General features: G+C 41.5%; 19 protein-coding genes and 2 pseudogenes. 13 read left to right on the forward strand and 8 right to left on the reverse strand.

From position 1 onward, the window contains the following. Positions 1-943 precede the first annotated feature (943 nt). Both CDG77_RS14795 and CDG77_RS14800 read left to right on the forward strand, forming a co-directional pair. Entirely contained in the window at positions 944-1,948 is a 1,005-nt protein-coding gene (locus tag CDG77_RS14795; RefSeq protein WP_094330121.1) for a zinc-dependent alcohol dehydrogenase family protein, read from the forward strand. Between the two features lie 99 nt (positions 1,949-2,047). Next, the gene (locus CDG77_RS14800) at positions 2,048-4,180 is read left to right on the forward strand and encodes a pentapeptide repeat-containing protein (protein ID WP_442946421.1); all 2,133 of its coding nucleotides are present in this window, start codon (positions 2,048-2,050) and stop codon (positions 4,178-4,180) included. Between the two features lie 152 nt (positions 4,181-4,332). Here the strand turns inward: CDG77_RS14800 and CDG77_RS14805 are convergent, their stop codons facing one another. Beyond that, positions 4,333-4,899 (reverse strand): DUF2808 domain-containing protein, encoded by a 567-nt coding sequence (locus tag CDG77_RS14805; RefSeq protein ID WP_094330123.1) that lies wholly within the window; start codon positions 4,897-4,899, stop codon positions 4,333-4,335. Between the two features lie 22 nt (positions 4,900-4,921). Beyond that, positions 4,922-5,359 carry a DoxX family protein gene (locus tag CDG77_RS14810; protein ID WP_094330124.1) on the reverse strand — a complete coding sequence of 146 codons (438 nt, stop codon included), beginning with the start codon at positions 5,357-5,359 and terminating at the stop codon, positions 4,922-4,924. Between the two features lie 238 nt (positions 5,360-5,597). On the opposite strand from CDG77_RS14810, the gene CDG77_RS14815 reads away from it, so the two are divergent. Next, entirely contained in the window at positions 5,598-7,772 is a 2,175-nt protein-coding gene (locus CDG77_RS14815; protein WP_094330125.1) for a DEAD/DEAH box helicase, read from the forward strand. A 204-nt stretch (positions 7,773-7,976) separates the two neighbouring features. Here CDG77_RS14815 and CDG77_RS14820 read toward each other — a convergent pair whose 3' ends face one another. Together CDG77_RS14820 and CDG77_RS14825 are read right to left on the reverse strand one after the other, a co-directional pair. Next, positions 7,977-8,858: an SMP-30/gluconolactonase/LRE family protein gene (locus tag CDG77_RS14820; protein ID WP_094330126.1), complete on the reverse strand. Its 882-nt coding sequence runs from the start codon at positions 8,856-8,858 to the stop codon at positions 7,977-7,979. 100 nt (positions 8,859-8,958) lie between these two features. Continuing rightward, positions 8,959-9,564, reverse strand: coding sequence for an SMI1/KNR4 family protein (locus CDG77_RS14825; protein WP_094330127.1), 606 nt, complete (start codon positions 9,562-9,564; stop codon positions 8,959-8,961). An 81-nt stretch (positions 9,565-9,645) separates the two neighbouring features. Between CDG77_RS14825 and CDG77_RS14830 the strand changes: the two genes are divergently transcribed. Continuing rightward, complete coding sequence (locus tag CDG77_RS14830; protein ID WP_094330128.1) at positions 9,646-10,383, forward strand: Uma2 family endonuclease; 738 nt, start codon at positions 9,646-9,648, stop codon at positions 10,381-10,383. Between the two features lie 140 nt (positions 10,384-10,523). On the opposite strand, the gene CDG77_RS14835 is transcribed toward CDG77_RS14830, so the two are convergent. After that, positions 10,524-11,462 (reverse strand): NAD-dependent epimerase/dehydratase family protein, encoded by a 939-nt coding sequence (locus tag CDG77_RS14835; protein WP_094330129.1) that lies wholly within the window; start codon positions 11,460-11,462, stop codon positions 10,524-10,526. 257 nt (positions 11,463-11,719) lie between these two features. Here CDG77_RS14835 and CDG77_RS14840 point away from each other — a divergent pair, with 257 nt between their 5' ends. From CDG77_RS14840 to CDG77_RS14870, 8 genes and pseudogenes are all read left to right on the forward strand, one after another. Beyond that, complete coding sequence (locus tag CDG77_RS14840) at positions 11,720-12,874, forward strand: glycosyltransferase (RefSeq protein ID WP_094330130.1); 1,155 nt, start codon at positions 11,720-11,722, stop codon at positions 12,872-12,874. 99 nt (positions 12,875-12,973) lie between these two features. Continuing rightward, on the forward strand, positions 12,974-13,732 hold the full coding sequence (locus CDG77_RS14845) for a sugar transferase (RefSeq protein WP_094330131.1): 759 nt from the start codon (positions 12,974-12,976) through the stop codon (positions 13,730-13,732). Positions 13,733-14,099: 367 nt separating this feature from the next. After that, positions 14,100-15,179: a GDP-mannose 4,6-dehydratase gene (gmd, locus tag CDG77_RS14850; protein WP_094330132.1), complete on the forward strand. Its 1,080-nt coding sequence runs from the start codon at positions 14,100-14,102 to the stop codon at positions 15,177-15,179. Positions 15,180-15,203: 24 nt separating this feature from the next. Next, positions 15,204-16,148 carry a GDP-L-fucose synthase family protein gene (locus CDG77_RS14855; protein WP_094330133.1) on the forward strand — a complete coding sequence of 315 codons (945 nt, stop codon included), beginning with the start codon at positions 15,204-15,206 and terminating at the stop codon, positions 16,146-16,148. Positions 16,149-16,220: 72 nt separating this feature from the next. Beyond that, a pseudogene (locus tag CDG77_RS35465) lies at positions 16,221-16,328 on the forward strand (5-formyltetrahydrofolate cyclo-ligase); the annotation flags it as partial. A 553-nt stretch (positions 16,329-16,881) separates the two neighbouring features. Next, positions 16,882-18,463 (forward strand): annotated as a pseudogene (locus CDG77_RS14860) (group II intron reverse transcriptase/maturase). A gap of 67 nt (positions 18,464-18,530) precedes the next feature. Then, positions 18,531-19,025 carry a 5-formyltetrahydrofolate cyclo-ligase gene (locus tag CDG77_RS14865; protein ID WP_442946422.1) on the forward strand — a complete coding sequence of 165 codons (495 nt, stop codon included), beginning with the start codon at positions 18,531-18,533 and terminating at the stop codon, positions 19,023-19,025. 36 nt (positions 19,026-19,061) lie between these two features. Next, positions 19,062-20,072, forward strand: coding sequence for a catalase family protein (locus CDG77_RS14870; protein ID WP_223269816.1), 1,011 nt, complete (start codon positions 19,062-19,064; stop codon positions 20,070-20,072). A gap of 203 nt (positions 20,073-20,275) precedes the next feature. On the opposite strand, the gene CDG77_RS14875 is transcribed toward CDG77_RS14870, so the two are convergent. Then, positions 20,276-20,740 (reverse strand): hypothetical protein, encoded by a 465-nt coding sequence (locus CDG77_RS14875; protein ID WP_094330135.1) that lies wholly within the window; start codon positions 20,738-20,740, stop codon positions 20,276-20,278. 50 nt (positions 20,741-20,790) lie between these two features. On the opposite strand from CDG77_RS14875, the gene CDG77_RS14880 reads away from it, so the two are divergent. Next, a complete protein-coding gene (locus CDG77_RS14880; RefSeq protein WP_094330136.1) occupies positions 20,791-21,627 on the forward strand; it encodes a carbohydrate ABC transporter permease in 837 nt (278 codons plus the stop codon). A 47-nt stretch (positions 21,628-21,674) separates the two neighbouring features. Here CDG77_RS14880 and CDG77_RS14885 read toward each other — a convergent pair whose 3' ends face one another. Beyond that, positions 21,675-22,328, reverse strand: coding sequence for a sugar transferase (locus tag CDG77_RS14885; protein WP_094330137.1), 654 nt, complete (start codon positions 22,326-22,328; stop codon positions 21,675-21,677). 314 nt (positions 22,329-22,642) lie between these two features. Next, positions 22,643-25,371, reverse strand: a 2,729-nt coding sequence (locus tag CDG77_RS37610; RefSeq protein WP_223269817.1) for a hypothetical protein, incomplete at its 5' end; no start/stop codon positions are given.

The raw sequence follows: 25,371 nt of genomic DNA on the forward strand, positions 1-25,371 counted from the left end.
ACGAGTTTGCCTGTGTTTTTACTCATTTTTCATATCGATTTGTTGTTTGAGAATAAGTACAATCAGCAACAGTAATCGCAAAATCAATAAATGCATACCCCGAAATAGCAATTACGTACTCCGAAATAGCAATTGCATACCCCGAAATAGCAATTGCGTACTCCGAAATAGCAATTGCATACCCCGAAATAGCAATTGCATACCCCGAAATAGCAATTGCGTACCCCGAAATAGCAATTGCGTACCCCGAAATAGCAATTGCATACCCCGAAATAACAATTGCGAACCCCGAAATAACAATTGAGAACGCAAAATCTATAAATGCTTACGCGAAAATAACAAATGCGATCGCCAAATCTATAAATGCGTTGGCGTAGCGTACCGCAGGCATCGCATCCATCCTCTTTTTACCTGAAACTGGTAGTAGGCGATGCCTGGGTTGGGCTACACCCAATATGGTTCGGTTAAGGAAAGAGACGCGATAAATCGCCGTCTCTACTGGCTGCGAAACTGACTAATTTCCTCTGGGGTAAGAGTAATCATTTAATAGTTTTAACTGGTAAATACATGAAGCATTCAGCGATTATACATTTAATGCAGAATCTAGAGATATGACGCTGACACTACATCAATAGTAGGAGTAATTTTGGTGTGCGATGCGCTTTGTTAAAAGTTTGAGTTGATGGCGATGTCTACGATCTAACAATTCAGATCGTGTGGAAAAGCTAACGATTGACCTAACCCCCTTCCCGTGTCGGTAAGGGGGAAAATTCAAAGTCTCTCTCCTTGTAGGAGAGAGATTTAGAGAGAGGTTTTCCAGATACCGTGAGTCAATTCTACGAAGGGCTATGCGATCGCAGTTTTCCCTCAGACATAACTTTGTATCCACCCTCTGCGCTAAAGTTGCAAATAAACGTGCATCTAAAGCCAGGAGGAAAGAGTCGTGAAAGCAGTCTTGATGACAGCATCTGGCAGTCCCGAAGTTCTGCAAATACAAGAAGTGCCAAACCCTGCTATTCCAGGGAATACTGAACTTTTAGTACGTTTGGTGGCAGCTGGCATTAACCCCATTGATACTAAACTTCGTAGCCGAGGCACTTTCTACCCCGATCGCACGCCGACAATTTTAGGATGTGATGGTGCTGGTATAGTCGAAGCCGTAGGTGCTAGCGTTCAGCGTTTTCGCCCAGGCGATGAAGTATACTTTTGCTACGGCGGATTGGGCGCACACCAAGGTAATTATGCTGAATATACCGTTGTAGATGAGCGGTTTGTCGCACCCAAACCCGCCTCTATCTCCTTTGCAGAAGCAGCCGCAGCACCTTTAGTATTAATCACCGCCTGGGAAGCTTTATACGAACGGGGACGATTGTCACCTGGGGAACGAGTTTTTATTCATGCGGGTGCTGGTGGTGTGGGTCATGTAGCAATTCAATTGGCGAAACTCAAAGGTGCTACTGTTTCTACAACAGTCAGTTCTGAAGAAAAGGCTAATTTCGTCAAAGAACTCGGTGCAGACCATGTAATTTTTTACAAACAAACGGACTTTGTGCAAGCGGTATTAGATTGGACTGGCGGCGAAGGCGTAGACTTGGCTTTTGATACCATAGGCGGCGAAACCTTTCACAAAACTTTCCCCGCAGTGCGAGTCTATGGTGATATTGTGACGATTCTCGAACCAGATGCCAATACTGTTTGGAAAACTGCTAGATTACGCAATCTCCGCATTGGTTTAGAATTAATGCTCGCACCAGCGTTGCTAGGATTGGAAGAAAGCCTCCAGCACCATGCAGAAATTCTCGAACAATGTGCCACCTGGATCGATGAAGGGAAGTTAAAAATCCATGTTAGCCACAAGTTTCCTTTAAAAGAAGCGGCTAAAGCTCACCAATTACTTGAAAGCGGTTCTGTGACGGGTAAAATTGTTCTACTAATTAGCGACGATTGATCGAACAATTTGCACAATTTATTTTTTCAAACTAGATGCACGCAAAAGTTAAACGCAGAGTTACACAGAAGGGTTTCTTTGCATTCCTCTGCGCTTTTCGTGTTCCTTTGCGTTGTATCAATTCTCATTTTCCCTCTATCAACCTGGGCAGCACAAACGCAACCAGAACGTATACCCTTAACTCTGGAATTATTACAAGAACGTCTACGCACACCGACACTGCGCGAAGGCAATTTGACGGTAGATTTGCAGAAGATGGTGATTGATTTGCGCCCAGAAAACGCTAGCTTTCGTGATGCTTTTTACCAACTACTGCGAAAAGAATTAGGTGCAAAACCTCTGGGTTTAGACCTCAGCTATGCCCTGATTTTAGGGGATTTTGTGGGCAGCGATTTGGGTTTAAGAACACCGTTGTATGCTAAAGCCATTGCTCCGATTTTCACCTTTACCGAACAACAAGAACTAGAACGTTTGCGCTTTGTTTGTCTGGAGTCATTAGTGAATTCTAAAGATTGTCGATCGCTTTTGGGAACAAAATCAAGTCCATCGAGTGAAATTGCGGTCTTTCGTGGTGTCTTGAAACTCGTGCAAACTCGCTTCAATGGCGAAATAAAGTTCTCTAATACATTCTTTCTTCAGTCTGTGGATGCCCAAGGTGCAACTTTTCTCCAATCCACTAATTGGACTGAAACCCGATTTGGTCGTCCTGTCAGCTTTAGCGGTGGTAAATTCAAGCAACCAAGCAATTTTCAAGGCAGTATTTTTTTTGAAAAAGCTAATTTCAAACAAACTCAATTTCAGGAATTCGCTGATTTTCAAGGTAGTATCTTTGAAAATACTGCCAATTTCAATCAAGCAACTTTTAAAGAGTTGGCTAAATTCAATAGCGTGCAGTGGCGAGAAAATGCTGATTTTTCTGATGTCCGCTTTGCCAATCAAGTACAGTTTACTAAAGCAAATTTTAATCAGTTTTTTATTTTAACAGATGCGACTTTTGAGCAAGCTGCCATATTTCGAGAAGTGGAGTTTAATCAATCGGTGAATTTGCAAGGTGCAAGCATTCTTAACCAAGCAGATTTTAGCGATGCTAGATTTTCTCCAGAAGCTTGTTTAAGCGTACCTGGTTTAACTTTTAATTCTAACCAAGCAAAAATTTTAGGTAATCCCGGTCAGATTGGTAAGATGTTCTGTACCCCGACATTGCAAGGTAATCAAAATATCTTGCGGAATTTAGGGCAAAATTTCCGTCAGCAACAACAAGTTACCGATGCTAATGAACTGGAATACACAAAACAAGAACTGCGATTAGTAGAAATGAGTCGCCGTTTGACGGCTACAAATATTAATAGTGCAAGTGTTGCAAGTTTGATTAAATTAGGTTTTTCTGCAACTCAAGCCGCAGCGATCGCCCAACGTCGTCTGATAAAATCTTTTCGTAACAGCAGTGAGTTACTGACCTTAGCTGATATCGATTTAGAGAAATATACTCAACTTAGCGATCGCTTAATTGTTGGCGAACCCCTTTCTATCGGTGGGTGGTTACTGCAAGCTTGGAGTTGGTTGGGGTTGAGTGTACTACTGCTGTTGAGTGGCTATGGGACAAATTTTTGGTTAGTGTTTGGCGTGGGAGGAGTTGCGATCGCTTATTTCGGCTTACTATTTTGGCTAGTGGATCGTTATCGCCGCCTGCATCCCATACCAATTATTCCCACCTCTTACGAAACCATTTCGATATTAGTCAGTTTTAGCCTTTTAGAATTCTTGAGTTTACTAGCCATCTTTCGCAATACTCAACAACCTTGGCTGACATTGGGGTGTCTTTTCATAATTCTTGTCCCCATACCACTAGCTTTATTGATGCGACTTTATCAACAAGGGCGTTATCACGATTTAATGGACGTTTCTTACTTTACCGAAGATGGTACATTTCGCCAGTTACGATTGTTGATTGGGCGTTTACCAGTGATCCCAAGAAATCAGACATTTCGGGAACGATATATGCCTCTACTGAGCGATCGCCGTTGGAACTGGCTCAACTATTATGATTTTAGTCTGAACAACCTAGTTAAATTAGGATTTAATGACATTCGCCTGCGAGACGAACACTTACCAGGTATCATCTCTGCACTTGCTTGGTATCAATGGAGTTTAGGTGTAATTTACATCACATTAGTTTTGTGGACTCTTTCCCGCACAATTCCAGGATTGAATTTGCTAATTTATCTGAAGTAATCGGTAGTCATTGCAACTTTGCCCTTAAATAGGCTCCAGATTTTGTTTTAGAGTTAATATTACTAAGCGATCGCTCACTTGCCGGATTGGTTCTCAATGAGATTAAGCTGTCAATACCATTTGTGTTATTCCTAGCATTGACATCCTGGTACTTATGGAAACCACCAGCTACTTCCATTGCTGTAAAACTGAAACCTTCCAAAGCCGAGAAATTGTCCGTGAGATTTTTCACCCTGTGGGAATGCTGTCACACCCATTAAATAAACCCCAGAAAAGCTGGGATTACTCACAGGACGCAAGGCGATTGTCACTGTCTGTCCCGGAATTACAGGCGGATCGAAGTTCACAGTAACTGTTCGTGTGTCGCGTTCGTCTGTGACTGCGCCTAGTGTTAGGCGAGATTCTTTGCGATCGCGTGTTCCGACAAAGGCGCGGGTATCATTAAGATTGTAGCGGATGTTTTCTGTTCCCTCCCTTTGTGCGATCGTTACTTTCTGGAGGGATTCTCCAGCATTATCCGGCAAGTTGATCGTGAAATAGTAAGTTCCGCCCCAAATATTCACATCTTTATAAGTAGTCGTTGCATTTACAAGTTTCGGCGGTTGGACAAAGTAGACTGTACCATCTCTAAGCTGCACCGCTTGAGTCACCGGAAGCGTTAATCCCCCAACACCCATTGCTAACGAGAGTGTTATTCCAAATAAAGTTGCAACACGCATAATTCAAATATAAAAAACGCACTCATTTCAATTTTAATTCTTTGGGAATAAGTGACTTAGGAATGATAGAAGCTTGTTTTTTCCAATCAGAAGATTTAGTGTACCACCAAGCCCAAGCAATTAAAACTCCTTGAAAGGGAAGTCTGATTACGTGTACCCAAGGTGAATTTGGTATATGTTCTAGTTGAATATGATTAACCGCCATATTGATATTGGCAGGGTAGACAGCAATAAAAAGAGCAATAAGTCCCCAAGCAGCAGCTTGACTTACAGGCGGGACTAATAAGCCGATACCACCTAAAATTTCATAAAAGCCACTGAGATAAACTAATCCTAAAGGATAAGGAAGTTGCGGTGGCATAATTTTGACATACGGTTCTGGAATAACAAAGTGTGTCACTCCAACCACAATGATGGATATAGCAAGAACTACACGTAATATTTCCTTATACTTGTTCATGATTGTTGCCTCATTATATACTTGCCCCTATTACTTCAGTTTGACTGACGAATTTTAATCTGCCTTGAGTCAATAGGAGTAAAATTCTCCAAAATACTAAAAAAAAGATTTATCTCTTTGCCAATCACGTCTTACAGCTATATAAGCGGTTCTTTAATGTTCACTTCACTTAGTATGATATTATTTCAAATTTATCAGTAATCAATTTATTACCTGTTACGAATTATTCATAAAAAATATGAGCGATGCTTTTAGCCGACTTGCACCCTTCATCCAAGAATATATTTATCATCATCAGTGGACTGAATTACGACCAGTCCAAATTGCCGCTTGTGAAGTTATATTTGACACCGATGCTCATTTATTAGTTACTGCTGCAACTGCTGCGGGTAAAACAGAAGCAGCCTTCCTACCAATTTTGACTTTATTACATGCCAACCCTGCCACAACTATAGGCGCATTATATATTAGTCCAATCAAAGCTTTAATTAACGATCAATTTGAGCGCCTCAACGACTTACTCAAAGAAGCAGATATTCCAGTATGGCACTGGCACGGTGATGTTTCTCAAAGTCGAAAAAACAAACTTTTAAAGAATCCTCAAGGAATTCTCCAAATTACACCAGAATCTCTAGAAAGTTTGTTAATCAACAAAAATAACGACCTACTCCGCTTATTTGGTGACTTAAGATTTGTCATTATTGATGAAATTCACGCCTTTATGGGAAGCGATCGCGGTTGTCAAATTATTTGCCAATTACAACGTTTAGCAAGGTTGACGCAAAGACAACCACGCCGGATTGGTTTATCGGCAACTCTTGGTGATTATTCAATAGCTGAAGATTGGTTGCGTTCAGGAACAGATAAGCCAGTGATTACACCACAAACCGATGGAATAAAACGCCAAATAAAATTAGCTGTAGAACATTTTTATATTACTGATGAAATAGATGAATCAGAGGCAACAGATTATGAACAATATATTTTCAACCTCAGCAAATCTCGCAAATGCCTAATATTTGCTAATAATCGCACGCAGACTGAATCTGTAATAGCATCTTTGCGACAAATTGCCACAGAAGAAGGATTACCAGATATATATCATGTGCATCATGGAAGTATATCTGCTAGCTTGCGGCAAGCTGCTGAAAATGCCATGCGTGAACCCAACAATCCAGCAGTTACTGCTGCCACTCTAACTTTAGAATTAGGTATAGATATTGGTCATTTAGAGCGAGTTATTCAGTTAGAATCACCCTTGTCTGTAGCTAGCTTTTTACAGCGCTTAGGACGTAGTGGTAGAAGGGGTGAAGCTGCCGATATGCGCTTTGTCTGTGCTGAAGAGAAACCATTATCAGAAGCTTCTCTACCAGAACAAATACCCTGGCAACTGTTGCAGTCTATCGCTATTATTCAACTTTATTTAGAGGAGAAATGGATTGAACCAATCAGACCGATTAAATATCCTTTGAGTTTGCTTTATCACCAAACAATGAGTATTTTAACAGCAACAGGAGAACTTTCGCCTAATGCCTTAGCTAAACAAATTTTTAGCTTACCGCCTTTTGCTGCTATTTCCAAAGAAGATTTCCAATTATTGCTCCGCTATTTAATTGATATTGGTCATATTCAGCATACTGAACAAGGTAAATTAATCCTGGGTTTGGCAGGAGAAAGGATTGTGAGGAAGTTTCAGTTTTATGCTGTCTTTGCTGAACAGCAAGAATATATTGTTAAGCAAGGTGCAACAGAAATTGGCAGTATAGTTACGCCGCCTGCTGTTGGCAATCAATTTGCTTTAGCTGGCAGAAGTTGGGAAGTTGTAGAAGTTGACTTTAAAAAGAAGGCTATTTTTGTAAAACAAGCCGAGGGCAAAGCTAGTATTTATTGGCGTGGAAGTGGTGGCACTATTCATACCAAAGTTTTACAACGAATGCAACAGGTTCTATTTGAAAATATCGAGTATAGCTATTTGCAAAAAAATGCTTTACAACGTTTACATCAAGTTCGCCAATTAGTGCAACAGGTTGGATTAGATAAACAAAATATCTTACAATTGGAAAAAGGTAAATGCTATATTTTTCCCTGGATGGGTACGGTTGCTTATCGTACTTTAGAAAGATTACTCAACTCCTACTGTCGAGAATCGTTGGAAGTTGTCAGTATTGGCGGATTAAATCCCTATTATTTCACAATTAAATTAGGCAAGGGTAAATTTAAATCTCTTTATCATGAAATTGCTTCATTGTGTGAACAAAGAATTACCCCAGAAGATTTACTCAGTACTTCAGAAGCACCAGAAATTCAAAAGTACGATCGATTTATTCCTCATCCACTTTTACGAAAAGCTTTTGCTAGCGATTATTTAGATATGAGAGAACTCCAACAGCAAGTGGCATTGTGGAGAGAATAGACAATCATACAATATTTTAATTATCTTAAAATTCCTATAGCAATCTTAAATGAGTTGTGTTGGCATAGCCTACCGTAAGCAGAAATTATTATTTTCAACGAACCGCAGAGAAGCCAGTGCGCCCTTGCGGTTCCCCGACTTGTAGCAACTGGCGCGACACAGAGAGGGGAATAAAGAGAGGTTTTCATGAATGATTTAGGACTGCTATTTTAACTCTGAAAAATTATAAGCAGGTAATCCAGTAACATCAGTTTGGAGAGCAAATAAATCACCAGAGTAGAAACTTTTATCGATTTCTGCTTGGCTGAGTCCAACTGAAGCAGTGGTAATGTAAAGTGTTCGCAAATCCTCGCCCCCAAAAGCGCAGCTAGTTGGCAATTGCACAGGTAGTTTTATCCGCAATATCTCTTCCCCTCTGGGGTTGAAACGAATCACACACCATCCACCCCACATAGCTGACCAAATATGTCCTTCACTATCTATTGTCAATCCATCTGGGTAGAAGGATTCATGAGTTAAATCAACAAAAATCCGACGATTAGTAATGTTTCCTGTTACGGAATTAAAGTCGTATGCATATATTTTTTGCTGAGGAGAGTCTGTTAAGTAAAATGTTTTTCGATCGGGACTCCACCCCAGACCATTAGAGATAGTCAATCCTGTTTCCATTACATGCAATGAACCGTCAGTTTCATAGCAATAGAGGCTAGCCTGGGGTTTCTCCAAAGAACACATTGAGCCGAACCAGAAACGTCCTTGAGGGTCATATTTACCATCATTGAGACGATTATCTGGCAAATTTCCTTCAATTTCCAAAATGGGGGTAACTTCACCTGTTTGGGTGTTGAGAAATGCTAGGTGATGACGCAGCAACATAATTAGTTTATCTTTACCTGCTGTTGCGATCGCACCTACGACATCTCCCACATCAAAAAAGTCATTTTCCCCCGTAGCAGGATTGAACTGATGCACCCGATGGTTGTAGATATCAACCCAGTACAGTAGTTTCCGGGTAGAATCCCAGATGGGGCTTTCACCCAAGCGGGCACGGGCTTCTAGAACATTGTGGAGTGGATATTGTTCCATAAGCAGTGAATTTAAACATTAAATAATATATACATCTATACTTAATCTCTACTACTAATTTCTTGGTGTAAATTATAAAAATTATATTTTATACGCTTTATCATTCTTTTGAATCTAAACCATTTTGATAATAATAATTCGGGTTAAAATTAACTATAATTTTTTCTTCTAAATCATAATTACATTCCAAATCTCTATATTCATCCAAAAAATAAGCGTTTTGTTTATAGCATTCCGTAACTATTAAAATAAAATCTTTAATATTTTTACAAATTATATATAAAACATCATCTTTAGGAGTCCATACAACTGATTGATCGTCTGACAAAGTTCTGACGCAATAGTAATCACCTCCGCTACCGTATAAAAAAGGAATCATATCTGGTTGCCATCCCCAACAGTCTGGATTTTTATGTACGTTCTGCAAACGATTTATAACACTATCTACTTTATCAATTTGGATTAAATCGTATCCAGGAAGTAAATATGTAGGAAAATCAAAATTTTTAGGAAGTTCCAAATCATATCCTTTAACACATGAATATATAGCGATTAAACCTTCAGGAATTGGATGAGTTGTAATACTATTCTGAATTTCATCATCGAGTAAACCTTCTTTTAAAACAGCAATGTATCCAGGTCTTTGATTCTCGATAATTTTCAGGAGATTTATGAAATATTGTTGAATATTCTCGCGCTCATTCATTTTCAAAAATTTGTCTTTTGATTTTTGCCAAACCTTTACCGCGATCCGTTAACTTAAAGTTAGTCGGTCAAGATTCTCCTTATGTACCAAACAGACCCGCCTCTCTCTCCCAAAGAAGTCCTACCCACGATGTACGATCTTCCCAGTGAATACCCGGAGGACTCTGGTTTGCCTGACGAATTTCACCTTTTTCAACCCCAACTTCTGCGCGAAACCTTCTGTCCGCCTAATTATCCAGCAGAGGAGGTATTTGTAGCCACTGACTTAAACCTTTACTATGACCTCCGGCATACGCTGTGGTACAAACGCCCAGACTGGTTTGCTGCTGTGGGAGTTTCGCGTCTCTACGAACAGCAAAACTTGCGTTTAAGTTATGTGATCTGGCAAGAAGGGGTTGCTCCTTTTGTAGTGGTAGAGTTGCTTTCTCCTGGCACTGAAAAAGAAGACTTAGGACAAACTCTGCGAGAGATTAACCAACCGCCGACCAAATGGGAAGTTTATGAGCGGATTTTACGAGTTCCTTACTACATTGTCTTTGACCGCTACACTGACAAGCTCCAAGCATTCCAATTAGTTGCAGACCGCTACAGCGAATTGGATTTGAGTACCTCACGGGTCTGGATGCCAGGTGTGGAACTGGGCTTAGGAGTTTGGCAAGGTTCTTACCAACAAATTGAGCGATTATGGCTACGTTGGTATGATGCATCCGGGAATTGGCTTCCCACACCGCTAGAAAAACTAGAACGAGAAAGTCAACGTGCTAACAGATTAGCAGCACAACTGCGAGAGTTAGGCGTTAACCCTGATGAGTCAACTTAAGCGAAACGGGCGGTTAGAAACCGCGTCTACATAAACAAAACACACCTCCGTGGGTTTCAAAACCTTAATTTGACCTTAGTGTAGCCGCGAATTCTATTGCCCTGGCTACTGCACAGCGATGTACCCCTAAACATTTTTACTCACAAAGCTTGTAAAATTTCCTCATCTACAGAGAAATCAACATCAGCTTTGTCTTTTGCATTAGCTAAATAATCATTTTCCAAAGAGTCTTGCAACCCAGAAATCAAATCATATTCAGGATGCCAGTTTAATTGTGTTTGCGCTTTATTCACCGAAGCAAAGAAATGCTGTACCCGCATCGGAAAAGCTTTGCGCTTGCCGAAATCAAACTTTTTCGGGTCATAATGGACGATTTTTACAGCATCAGGTGATTTACCAGCCGCTACAGCGCTAGCACGGGCTAACCCATCAAAAGTGACAAAGCGATCGCCAGATATATTATAAATCTGTCCTATGGCCTGTTGATTACCCAAAACCTGAGTCAAAGCTTTTGCCAAGTCTTTTACATGCCCTAGCTGCGTAATGTGCAAGCCATTTCCGGGGATAGGAATGGGGCGATCGCGCACAATTCTGTCAAAAAACCAGCCTTCCAACTCATTATAATTACGAGGCCCGTAAATATAAGTAGGACGAATAGAGGTAAAGGGCAATCCCAATTGAGTCAGATAAGCTTCTGTTTCATGTTTACCCTTATGGCGACTTTTGGGATCTACTAAATCTCCTTCGACATGGGGTAGTTGATCGGATTTGAGATACACTCCCGCAGAACTCATATATATAAAATGTTGCACTCGCCCTTGAAAAATCTCTGCAAGTGGTTGAGTATCAGTAAGTTCCCGGCCATTATTGTCAAAAATGACATCAAAGTTTTCTTGTGATAACTTTGCCTTTAATTGGGTAGGGTCAGTGCGATCGCCTATAATTTGTCCTACTCCCTGTAAAGAAGGTACTGTCCGATTTCCCCGATTGAACAGCACTACCTCATGTCCTTGTTCCACTAGTAATTGAGTCAAATAGACACCAATGAACCGAGTACCACCCATAATTAGAATTCGCATAGATTCACCTTTTCCATATCAGTTGTCGTCAAGGAGTAGGGATTGGGGACTGGGAAGACAAGCATAAATAACCATTCCCAATCCCTAATGCTCCAATCTGAGGTTATCAGGTTGCAGCATCCATCTGGAACATCTCAAGGAAAGATTGCGTCCTATGTGCTAATCTGGTGCGCTTCCCGTTAATTAATCAGAAGGGGAAACTTTTCAGTTAACGTCATCAAGTTGGTCTTTGTATCTTCCATTTATTCAAGTTAGCTGTGCCCTTGAAATATGCTCTCGTTCATGAGTGGCTGACACCCAAAGCCACCGGTGGTTCAGAACTCGTTGTCCGAGAAATTTTGAATCACATTGATGCTGATTTGTATGCTCTGATCGATTTTGAATCCAGCAATAGAGAAAGTTATTTATATAACCGTCAGATTGGCAAGACGTTTCTCCAGAACTTTCCATCTGCCCGCAACGGTATACAAAAATACTTGCCTTTGTGGCCCTTGGCAATCGAACAACTTGATTTGCGGCATTATGACGTAATTCTGTCTTCATCTCACGCTGTTGCCAAAGGAATCCTGACCACTCCCGAACAGATGCATATTTGCTACTGTCACAGCCCTATGCGCTACGCCTGGGACTTGACTTTTGATTATCTGCGCTCCAGCAAACTGGGTAGTGGCTTACCTGGGTGGGTGACGCGATATTTATTACATCGTTTGCGCCAGTGGGATGTATTGAGTGCCAATCGCGTTGATTACTTCATTGCTAACTCGCAACATACATCTCGGCGGATTTGGCGTTGCTATCGACGAGAAGCAACAGTCATTTACCCACCAGTGAATATTGCGGAATTTCCGTTTCTGTCTGAGAAAGAGGACTTTTACCTGACAGTTTCCCGCTTAGTGAGTTACAAGCAAATATCGCTGATTGTCAAGGCTTTTAATCAACTAAAACGACCATTAGTAGTCATTGGTACAGGAGATGAAATGAACAAGATTCGCGAGATGGCAAACTCTAATATCCAAATACTCGGATGGCAACCCGATAATGTGGTAAAAAAATATATGTCTAGGGCTAAGGCGTTTGTGTATGCAGCTTGTGAAGATTTTGGGATTGCCCTAGTGGAAGCACAAGCCTGCGGCACGCCAGTAATTGCCTACGGTGCAGGGGGGGCACTCGAAACAGTGCGAGATATCCGCTCTTGTGTGGATACAGGGACAGGTATATTTTTCCAGACGCAAACCGAGGCGGCTTTAGTGGAGGCAGTAGAAAAGTTTGAAGTATATGAGGGTTCGTTCAGTTCCGAGTATATGCGATCGCACGCCGCGCAGTTTTCACCGCAAATCTTTGCAGATCGTTATCTAAATTTTGTAAACAAATGCAACGAAAAAGACCGTTTTCGGAATGATGGTCTTGGTTAACGTCTTATTTTTTTAGGCTTTTGGCAATTTCCCCCCAGAAGCACATCATTTTGGCTTTAATATTGGGACTATGTGTGGTGTGGATTATTAAGGAGTATGATGACTGCCCAGAGCTCACTCCTCTCCGGCAAGCGAGGCGTACGGCAAGACACTAGAGCGTCTACGCGTACTTTCTTAAAACGCGGTCAAAAAATAAAAACGCCGAAAGTTAAGCCCAAAGGTTTATCTTTTCAGGGTTTAAACGGAGAGTTTGCCAAACGACTGTTCGATATAGTGTTTTCGCTGTCGGTATTAATTTTGTTCTTTCCCGTCTACTTAATTTTGACCTTGCTGATTGCCTTTAGCTCAGAAGGCCCAATTTTTTATGTCCAGGAACGGGTAGGGAAAAATTACAAAGCGTTTAATTGTATTAAATTCCGAACAATGGTAAGCAATGCGGACGAAATCCTCATGCAAATGATGGAAACATCGCCCGAATTACGACAAGAATTTGAGAGCAGTTTTAAGCTGAAACAAGACCCCCGGATTACCAAAATTGGTCGATTTTTGCGAATTACTAGCTTAGACGAATTTCCCCAGTTCTGGAACGTTTTAAAAGGGGATATGAGTGTAGTCGGCCCCCGACCCTTGGTAGCAGAAGAACTGCCAAAATACGGTTGTCACATTGATGAGATTTTAACAATCCGTCCAGGAATTACTGGTTTGTGGCAGGTATCTGGGCGTAATGATATTCCCTATCCTCGGCGAGTCCAAATAGACCTGCATTATGTCAAATTTAGGAATTTCTGGCTTGATTTATGGATCATCTTGAAAACTGTTGATGTGGTAATTCTACCAAAAAATAACGGGGCATACTGAGCAAATACTTAGGCGATCTGGGGCAGTTAATGCCCCTAAAAACCTAATTTCAAATACCTATTTTACTTAGTCTTCACAAAACCAAATATATATGAAAATATGAAATTTTGGCAAAAAAAACGACGGATATAAAAAGAATGTTGATATATCTGATAAAAGAAAAATATACATACTTAAACAATCCTGGTTTATTTTAAGGTTGAGCTTACGGATTAAATTACTTTTTATTAAGTATATTTATTTACGAAAAAAGTCTCATAACAACAAGAACTCGTAGGTTTCCCATTAGGCAATTCAGTAATTAGCTGCTAGGTTGTATCAGATTGCCTGTAACTTTTTAATCAAAGATAATAAGGGATAATTGAGCATGACGCAACAGAAGCGAGCGTTGATTACTGGTATCACTGGTCAAGACGGTTCATATTTGAGTGAGTTTTTACTAGAAAAAGGTTATGAGGTTCATGGAATTATTCGCCGAACTTCTACCTTCAACACAGACCGCATCGATCACATTTATGAAGACCCCCACAAAGACGGGGTGCGGTTGTTTCTTCACTACGGTGACTTGACAGATGGTACAACGTTGCGGCGTATTTTAGAAGAAGTCAAACCAGTAGAGATTTACAACCTCGGTGCTCAATCCCATGTCAGAGTAAGCTTTGATTCACCAGAATATACGGTGGATGCTGTAGGAATGGGAACGCTGCGTCTGTTGGAAGCAATTCGAGACTACCAACACCGAACTGGAATTCAGGTGCGATTTTACCAGGCGGGTTCTTCAGAGATGTACGGTTTAGTACAAGCAGTACCTCAAGCTGAGACAACGCCCTTTTATCCTCGCAGTCCCTATGCCTGTGCGAAAGTTTACGCCCATTGGCAAACTGTAAATTATCGTGAGTCTTATAATTTATTTGCTTGTAACGGTATACTTTTTAACCACGAGTCACCAAGACGGGGTGAAACCTTTGTAACCCGCAAAATTACTAGAGCTGTGGCTGGTATAGTTGCTGGTAAGCAGAAAAAGATTTACATGGGTAATCTAGATTCCAAGCGGGATTGGGGCTATGCAAAAGATTACGTGAAAGCAATGTGGTTGATGTTGCAGGAAGACCAACCTGACGATTTCGTAATTTCTACTGGTGAAACCCACTCGGTGCGGGAGTTTTTGGAATTGGCATTTAGTTATGTAAATCTTAATTGGCAAGATTATGTAGAGTTTGATGAGCGTTACCTCCGTCCATCTGAGGTAGATTTACTGATTGGCGATTCTACAAAAGCACGCCAGAAGTTGGGCTGGAAAACATCAGTAACCTTTGAAGAACTAGTTTCCTTAATGGTAGAAGCAGACTTACAGGCATTGGGTCACACTTCACCCAATGGAAATGGTTCGCAATTTCCACATGATATTGCTACTGTTCGTCAAGAACTGGGCGCTTTGCACTTCTGATTCGCACCACAGAGGATAAAAAATATGACCGCCTTAGAACTAAAAAATCAACGAATTCTCGTCACTGGTGGGTCGGGGTTTCTAGGTCGTCAGGTGATAGATCAACTGTGTAAAGCAGGGGCCGATCGTGAGAAGATTACAATAGTGCGATCGCGCGACTGCGATTTGCGTGTTTGGGAAAATAGCCAACGCGCAGTTGACCAGCAAGACATAATTATTCACTTAGCAGCTCATGTGGGTGGCATCGGTCTAAACCGCGAAAAACCCGCAGAGTTGTTCTACGATAACTTGATCATGGGTACGCACCTCATTCACGCTGCCTATCAAGCTGGAGTAGAAAAATTTGTTTGTGTTGGCACAATCTGCGCCTATCCTAAATTTACCCCAGTGCCATTTAAAGAAGACGATCTTTGGAATGGCTACCCAGAAGAAACCAACGCTCCCTACGGAATTGCTAAAAAAGCGCTTTTAGTTCAATTGCAATCTTACCGCCAGCAGTACGGTTTTAATGGAATTTACCTACTGCCAGTGAATTTATATGGCCCAGAAGATAACTTTGACCCTGGAAGTTCCCACGTTATTCCAGCCTTAATTCGCAAAGTTCACGAAGCCCAAATTAAGGGCGAAAAGCAACTCCCAGTTTGGGGTGATGGCAGTCCTACCCGTGAGTTTCTGTATTCAGAAGATGCAGCGAGGGGAATTGTTATGGGGACTCAATCCTATAACGACTTGGAACCAGTTAACTTGGGAACGGGTTACGAAATCTCCATCCTTGATTTAATAACTATAATCTGCAAATTGATGGAGTTTAAGGGTGAAATTGTTTGGCAAACTGACAAGCCTAATGGTCAACCCCGCCGTTGTTTGGATACTGAACGGGCGAATCTTGCCTTTAATTTCACGGCTCAGGTGGGCTTTGAGGAAGGGTTAAAGAATACCATTGAGTGGTATCGTCAACACGCTGCATAACGATGCACTGGTGAATGTAGAGTGTAATAAGCTGGGCAATGCCCAGCTTATTTGTTTGATGCTATAAATTTTATGGACAAAGTTGATCGTCCACTCAATAAAGCAGAACTACGCCGCACTCTACTTAAAACACGCCAATCAATGTCCGTTGGAGAATGGAGAGAAAAAAGCGGTGCGATTCGTTGGTTAGTGAATCACGGTAATCATCCCGTAAATAACTAACCCAGCCCGACAGCAGATTACTGTCANTAAAGGCTGAACTCTCGGTCAGATGTAGGTGAAAGCCCTACCATTCAGACTCAGAATTGACTCCTTATCTGCCCACACCGAACAAGCTCGGTTCTTGTAGAGTGAAGCTGGGAACAGGGCGCAATCAGACAGCCGTTGCGGGTTGACACTGGCGCTAACAGGGAGTTCCTACGGCGAAACCGGGTCTAGAAAAGCAACTTATTTTCAAGCAGGGCGCAACATAAAACCCCTGACTTCACTGGAAAAATAATTCCCGCCGCATATCGCCTTTAATAACGGTAAGAGTCAAGGGAATCCAGTAGTTGAATTGACCACGCCTAACGGAACAATCAATCTCTCCGAGGGAACGAATAAAAACGAATTGTGGGTCTAGGGGCTTTCGTTCCCCGAGTAGCCCAGACGAGCGGAGGAATCCCCACAATTCGGGTAGGACGAACCGTAATTGGTTCGAGGTGTTCAGAATACACAAACTCCAGAAGAGAAAATGATTAGACACAGTGTAAAAACTAGTGAATCTTGGAAAGCCTTACCGTGGAAGAAATTCCGCCGAAATCTTTTCCGCCTTCAAAAGCGCGTGTACAAAGCGGTTCAAGTTGGAGACAAACGGAAAGCTAGGTTACTCCAAAAGCTTATTCTAAAATCAACCTCGGCTCGATTTCTTGCAATTAGACTTGTATCTCAGCTAAATGCTGGTAAAAAGACGGCAGGTATTGATGGTAAGAAATCCCTCTCATTTGAAGAACGCTTCAACCTTGAAGAACTACTGAAAATGAATAGTGGAAATTGGAAGCATCAAGGACTACGGGAAATCCCCATCCCCAAGAAGGACGGGACTACCAGAATGCTTAAGATACCTACCATCGCAGATAGAGCTTGGCAATGCCTCGCAAAACATGCACTCGAACCAGCACATGAAGCAACCTTCCACGCTAGGAGCTACGGGTTCAGAACTGGGCGCTCTGCCCATGATGCACAACAATACATCTTTGACAACCTAAGCTCACGAAGTCACGGAATAGATAAAAGAGTTATAGAACTCGATATCGAAAAATGCTTTGACAGGATTAACCACTCAGCAATAATGGACGAACTCATTGCCCCCAAAGGCTTAAAACTCGGAATATACCGATGCCTCAAGGCTGGAGTTAACCCAGAATTCCCCGAACAAGGGACACCTCAAGGGGGAGTGGTCAGCCCTCTATTAGCTAACATCGCGCTCAATGGGATAGAAAACATACACAGATACCACACCGAATACAAATTCGGTAAAAATANTCACAGACAACACTCCTGAAAAGAGAATTGTCAGACCATCAATCCGATACGCAGATGATATGGTCATAATACTACGTCCCGAAGATAACGCGATAGAGATACTTGAAAGAATCAGCGAGTTCCTCCGTAAACGCGGAATGAATGTAAGCCAAAAGAAAACCAAAATTACCGCCGCGACAGATGGGTTTGATTTCCTCGGCTGGCACTTCAAAGTGCAGAGCAACGGAAAGTTTAGATGTACTCCCTCAGTGGACAACTTCAAGGCATTCCGCAAGAAAGTAAAACACATCGTCAACAACTCGAATTATGGTGCTACCACAAAGGCTGAGAAATTAGCTCCGGTAGTGAGAGGTTGGAGAAATTACCATAAGTTCTGCAAGATGGACGGCTCCAGGAACTCCCTGTACCACATCGAAAAAAGAGCCTACAAGGTATTCAATAAGGAAAACAAGCAAAATCGCTACTCTAGCAAGAAATTACTAGACAAGGCATTCCCAACAGTTTCCTACTCCGAAAACAAACACGTCATGGTTAAAGGAACAAAAACCCCCTATGACGGAGATACAGCCTACTGGAGCGAACGTAACAGTAAGCTCCACGAAGGTGAAACCTCTAAAGCTCTGAAAAAGCAAAGCCATAAATGTGCTTCCTGCGGTCTGAATTTTATCGATGAAGAACGGGTACACCTGCATCACATCGACGGAAATCACGCCAACTGGAAAAGAAATAATCTTGAAGCAATTCACGAGAGTTGCCACGATTACAAACACATGAGCAAAAGCGCAAGCTAAGAACATCGGAAGCTGGGTGCGGTGAAAGTCGCACGCCCAGATTTAACCGAGAGGTGCGGGGAATAATATCCCCCATCGACTCAACCATCGCTTATGCTCTCATTTACAAAACTCTACTTTATTCACCCAAGCAAAAACAATCCTTGCGTATTTTAGTTTTCGCCAAGAACCTGACCTCAGTCCACTATTTGCAAACACTAAATATCGTTGGGGATTTCCTCGCTGCGTTGATAAATCACTATGTTGGCATACTTGGACACCTGGCGATTCTATCCAAAGTGGCGCTTATGGCATTACTGAACCACACCCCGACGCTCCCATCTTAGATGCTGCTGAAGTAGATTTGATTCTCGTCCCTAGTGTAGCTTGTGACTATCAAGGATATCGCTTGGGTTATGGCGGCGGATATTACGATCGCTTGCTCAGTTTACCGCAGTGGCAGACAAAACCGACTATCGGAATTGTCTTTGATTTCGCCTATTTGCCTCAAATACCTATTGAATCTTGGGATAAACCACTACAAGCTGTTTCTACGGAAACCGGATTGACTAGGAAAGGCTAAGGATTCAGGATGATGAAGACACATCATCAAATATTTATGACTAACCCAACATCATCTAGCACTGAGCAGGAAGCAATAATTGACGAGATTATTGCAAATAGTCTCCAAGCTCAACAAAAAACAGGCCCAGACCTCCGCCAAATTCATAGCAAAAGTCATGGACTCCTGGGAGGAGAGTTTATTATTGAACCGAATCTTCCTGAAGACTTGAGAGTAGGTTTGTTCAAAACACCACAAACCTATCCTGCATGGATTCGTTTCTCTAGTGGTGGTTCGCCTAAAAAGCGTGGTGAATTCACCTCCGATAGCCAGCCGGATGTTCGCGGTATCGCCATCAAGGTGATGAATGTGGACGGGCAAAAAGTTCTGGATGATGAAGAAAAAACTCAAGATTTTATCCTCAACAATTATCCGATTTTCTTGACCAAAGATGTTCGTGATTACGCCGATCTTTCCAGAGCCGGGAGCGGACAACTTAGCCCAGAGCGGTTGCAGGAACTTGGTTATGCCTTTGCAATCTTGCAAAATATTGGTAGCAATAAAGTAGGAAATCCGCTTTTGATTCAATATTGGAGTATGGCTCCATTTAAGTTTGGCGATCGCATTGTAAAATTATCTGTCAAATCTCAACAGCCTGAACAACCACCCGAAACACTACCCGAATCAGAAAATTACCTTCGGGAAGCAATAGTAAAATATTTGACTGAAGAAGGTAAAGAAGCATCTTTTGACTTCTTTATTCAGTTTTATGTAGATGATGAAAAAACGCCAATTGAAGACCATGTTAAAGAATGGCAAGAAGCAGATTCACCATTTATTAAAGTTGCAACTGTCCGCATTTTAAGTCAGAAATTTGACTTTGAAGAACGCAAACGTTTAGACGAGGGTTTGCTGTTTTCTCCTTGGCATACACTACTAGATCATGAGCCTGTTGGAAGTGTTAATCTTTCTCGCAAGAGGCTTTACAGCGAACTTGCAAAGTATCGACGAGAACAAATTGCCCAACGCTTGCGGGAACCACAACCTTATGTAGCGGTTGAAGATTAACCACTATAATTTGATTTAAAACTGTAGGATGATAGGCTATAAGCCTACTTGATTAGATACCATTTTTTGCGTTGCTGATTTAAGGTATAAAAGTTATTACTTATGCAACCAAAACTCTTGTAGAGACGGAAAAATTTCTGTCTCTACATCTACATCTGAAAGTGGAATGTCACTTACTTAAGAATGTATTGGACTATTTCACATTAACCAAGATTTTCCCATTCACCCCATTCATCCTTACACCAGCCAAGACTACGCCAATGCCCATTATGATTAGATTGTTTTTCAAAAGCAAATGAAAGAAAGCTTTCGCCTGTTTTTAAACGTAACCGATTGTTACCAGTAGTATCGAATAAAAATAGTACAATACTAACATGAAAAATATCCCCCGACTCTTCAGTTCCTATAATATCGCCACCAATTAAGGCTGACCAAGTTACAGATAGAGGGAATTCTCCTTTTTCATCAGTCCATATCCAACGACCAAATGATGGACAATTCGGGTTTTCAATATTTAATTGAATTTGACTATCGCGGTAAAAATCGTGGAAAACAAACTGATGAAAATCATCTAATAGAGAATCTATGATTTCATACCATGTTTCTTTGCTATATGCTTTTTCTTCTTTTCCTGCATTCCAAAGCTTCTGTTCAAGTTCTAAATTCATCTTTTAATATCCCAAAATAGTAGGTTTAGAATATTTAGGTTATTAATCAAATGCTGAACTGGAAAAAATCACGATCGCAAAATCTGCTAATGTATGTGCTATTGGGAGCGATCGCACTGGTGATGCTCTTTCCTTTACTGTGGCTAGTTAGCACAGCCTTGAAATCGCCTACGGAAAATATCTTACAGTCGCCGCCACAGTTATTACCTAGTCAACCGACACTAGATAATTTTGTTAGTGTGTGGAACTCTCTACCCTTTGGGCAATACCTGTATAACAGTACTTTGGTGTCAGTGCTAACGGTTGGCTTAAATCTACTATTTTGCGCTTTAGCTGCCTATCCGTTGGCAAGATTGTCATTTGTAGGGCGAGACTGGATTTTTGTAGCGATTGTCTCCACGATTATGATTCCCTTCCAAATCGTGATGATTCCCCTCTATATTTTGACAGTCCAGTTGGGTTTGAGAAATAGTTATTTAGGGATGATTTTTCCGAGTTTAGCTTCTGCCTTTGGCATTTTTCTCTTGCGCCAAGCTTTTATGAGTGTCCCGAAAGAGATAGAAGAAGCCGCTAGAATGGATGGCAGTTCAGAGTTGGGATTATGGTGGCATATAATGTTACCAGCAATTCGCCCAGCATTGGTAACTTTAGCTATTTTTGTATTCATTGGTGCTTGGAGTGACTTTTTGTGGCCTTTAATTGTCATCCAAGACGAAAATTTATATACTCTTCCTTTAGGAGTCGCCAAGCTAGCAGGGACATTTTCTCTTGACTGGAGGTTGGTAGCTGCGGGTTCTCTAATTGCGATCGCTCCAGTATTATTATTATTTTTATTTCTACAACGTTACATTGTTCCCACTGAAACTGGTAGCGGTGTCAAAGGTTGAATCAAAAAGTGGAGATGCGAAAAGGCGGATAATGACAAATGACAAATTCAATAAGCACCAGTCTTTTTCAATACCACCCAGATAGTTTTAACAATTAGACTAAGGTCATAAGTTACAGACCACTTGCGTTGATAATCTATATCCATCTTAACAATGGTTTCAAAGTCTGAAATGCTCGAACGACCATTAGCCTGCCATTCTCCCGTCATACCTGGTTTAACTCGTAATCTCTCCCAGTGGTGTGGATCGTAATTGCTGACTTCATCAGGAGTGGGTGGACGAGTACCAACTAAACTCATGTCTCCTACCAAAACATTCCAAAATTGGGGAAATTCGTCTAAACTGGTACGCCGCAAAAACTTACCCACAGGGGTAATGCGAGGATCGTCAACAGATTTAAAGATGTGACCTTTGGCTTGGTTTTTAACCAAATGCTTGAGTTTATCAGCATCAACGATCATGGAACGGAATTTCCAGATGCGAAAAGTTTTTCCGTTCAAACCACAGCGAATTTGGGAATAAAATATTGGACTCGGCTCATCAATAAAGGTAGCGATCGCCACAGGGATTGCTACCATAAATGTAATAATCAGCCCCACAATGGCTCCAACAATGTCAATTAAGCGTTTTCTCACGCTTAAAGTTGACGGATGTAAAGGCTGTTGCGAACAATTAATTGAATAAAGAGAAAGATTATTCACAAGGGCTAACTTATTTTATAATAAGGATTTTTGCATTTTGTAGTATAGACATGGAGATAATTTTTAGGCGGTTTTTACTGCTTTTGTCGCTACTACTGAGTAGTAATGTACACAAAATAAAAGCAAAAAAAACACTGAAAACCCAAAGTTTACAGAATCTTTTAATTAAAGTAACATATTGTAAATTTACAGTATTTTTGACATCAGATAAAAAAGATAGTTTTATAGGTACACTTCCAAAAATTCAAAATGCTTATAGCATAAGCATTTTGAATTTTGAGTAGTATTCTTGTTTCTAGCGTGATGCACTAGTCTCAATGATGAACCTCTAAGGTGAAATTCACTGTATATGGTTCCTCGAGTGATTGCTGATTACTAGCCTTAATCGCATCTAGATAGCGACGCAAAGATAACAGTTGTTGGGAATTGGGACGATAAGTAAGACTGCCTTGTTTTTCAAAAAGTGGTGCTGTAGCGATCGCCTGATAATCAGGATTCTCTTGTGAATTCTGGGTTAGCCAAGTCGAATCTGTAACTGAGGGGATCAATCCCGACGGCAATTCACCTTCCAAAAAAGCCAGCAGGCGTTGTTGACAAGTGCGAGTATTGATCCCACGACCCTCAAATAGCTGGACAACTTCACCGAAAGATAAGGGACGATCTGGTAGCAGCCGCAGCAATTCTGTAAATAGGAAATAATCAGTGTATTGTTGCCTGGGTATATCTAATATCTGGGGGTGTAAAGGCAGCATCGCCAAACCATAAGCAACGCGACTGCAATTAGGAGCGCCATTTTCGCCGAGATATGAATCTTGAATAATCTTAGCGTTAGGGAGTTTTTGCCTTAACCAACGGTTCACTGTCCCTATACAAGCCACCCCACCAGTTAGGATTGCTTGATTAATTGCTTCTGTAGGGATACCACGAGCTACCAATAATTTGTTGAGTTCTCGGTTCAGGCGGCGCACAAAGGGGATAAATACCTGGCTTTCTAAATCTCGTCGCTGCAAAATCCACTGCTGATCGGCCAATTCCAGGGTAAAAGATTCTTGGTGTTGCAAAATCAGCTTCAGGGCTAGTGCTGCATCTAATACCGCCTGTCCCAGTAGAGAACTTTCTAGACGCTGCTGGAGGCGAATTCGGGCGGTGATATCTGGTTCTCCAACTCTGGGTAGTCCTAAGTCTTCCAAACCTAAACTCTGCCAACGCATTTGGTCTAAACCGGGAATTGACGGTTGCCATTGCCAAGGATTACTGCTAGGAGTTTTGCCATCGCTTGGTGTTTCTCTGCGTGATTGCCGAGATTTTGGTGGCAATAGCAGCTGGCAAATAATATCTTGTTCAATTCCCTTGCCAGCATAAGCAAAACTGTGGAGCATGAAATCATTGTATGTCAATTGCACCAAGCTTTCTGGGACATCGACCAGCAACATTTCTGTGGCAGTTGTCCCAATGTTAATTACCAGGGTGTTACCAACAATCGGATGTTCGCTGGTTTTTACTGGATGAGAACCTTGACGTTCGCTTAATTTTACTTGCTCACCGCTAACAGTATTGAGTTCCGGGAGTAGACTAGCGATCGCTTCTTCCACAAAAAAGACTTGCTGCGGATGTTGGATGAGTTTGCTGGTGAGTAAAGCTTCCCGGACGTTAAAGCGGTACTGTTCTGACCAACTAGATGGACAGGTGCAAATTACACCAGCAATATTATTGATAATCTGCGGAAAATCTGATTCGCCGATCCCAAGCGCAGCAGCTATTAAACTAGGGGTGGTACTTGTTTTTTCAGATTTCAGGGTTAATAGTAGTTTAGAGAGCGATCGCACAACCCAAATTAAAGGCCCTGCCGAAAATTCATTTAATTGCAAAACAGGTTCCCATTTTTGCCGTTCATTTTTGTAGGGAATGGCTACTTGTAAATAGGGCTTCAACTGTGCTGAGTAGAGATTATTTGTTGTCGAATCTGCTGTGGGTCTAGATGTTGCAGGAGTGGATGATTGGTCAGGCGCTTTATCTTGAGCAACAACCGCAGGTGCTGTTTGCTCGTGGACTTCAATACTTTCATTTTCTCCTTGGGGTACAGAAGCTGTAGGAAGATAAACCTCTGTTGGTAAACGAAACGATTGTTGGAAAGAACTTGTTCCCGGCGGATTGTCTGCTGACCAATAGATAGGATGCACAACAAAAGTTGAGCGATTTAATAATGCGGCAGAAATTCCTGTTGTCCCTAAATCAATTCCTAAATACCAGACTGGTTCTAGAACATTGAGCGAAACTTCTGGATTGTTAATGGAGTTGGAAATTGAAGATAAAGAACTGTCTTGAACAGGAGTTGGAACTTCCTTTTGTTCTTCAGGTTCTACTGGGGTAACTGCCAAACTGGATAAAGCAGCAGTTGAGGTATTTTCTGTTTGTGGTTCAGGGGGAGTTGTAGGAATTGTGTCTTGAGTTTTATCAATTAGTTCCGATAAAATATCTAAGTTGGTAGTTGGCTCCGACTCAAAATTTAGCTGCCGATCAAAATTAGCCAAATCCCGATCTAATTGCTGCAACTGTTCTTCATCTAAAGAAATATCAGGTACGACTGTAGCCTGGTTTGACTCAACACAAAGTAAGTTTTCTTGTGGCGAAGCAGCAATATAGTTATCTACAAACGGTTCTGGCCGATCGTTGTCGATCGATACTTCCGGTGTGACTTCCGGTTTGGCGATACTTTCTGTGCGAGACACTATGCTAACGCTAGGCTTTGCCAACGCAATTTCTGCTATTTCTGGAGTAACTGGTGCTGTAGTGGTGGCATTATCCATAAAGGATGATGTGTCCAGCAATTGCTTTTCGCTGCCTGCATCAGGCAATAGCTCAGTTAGGGTATTAATTGTATCAACACTAGCTGGCTGAGTGTTAAGTTGCGTGGGAGAACTGTCTGTTTGTGGTGTAGAAAAGCTCAGAGGCGAATTTAGGTTAGTATCCTCTTCAAAAAAACTAGCTGGCTGAGTATCGAGTTGTGTCGGGGAATCTGTTTGTGGTGTAGAAAAGCTCAGAG

Source organism: Nostoc sp. 'Peltigera membranacea cyanobiont' 213 (assembly GCF_002245975.1).
Taxonomy (GTDB): domain Bacteria; phylum Cyanobacteriota; class Cyanobacteriia; order Cyanobacteriales; family Nostocaceae; genus Nostoc.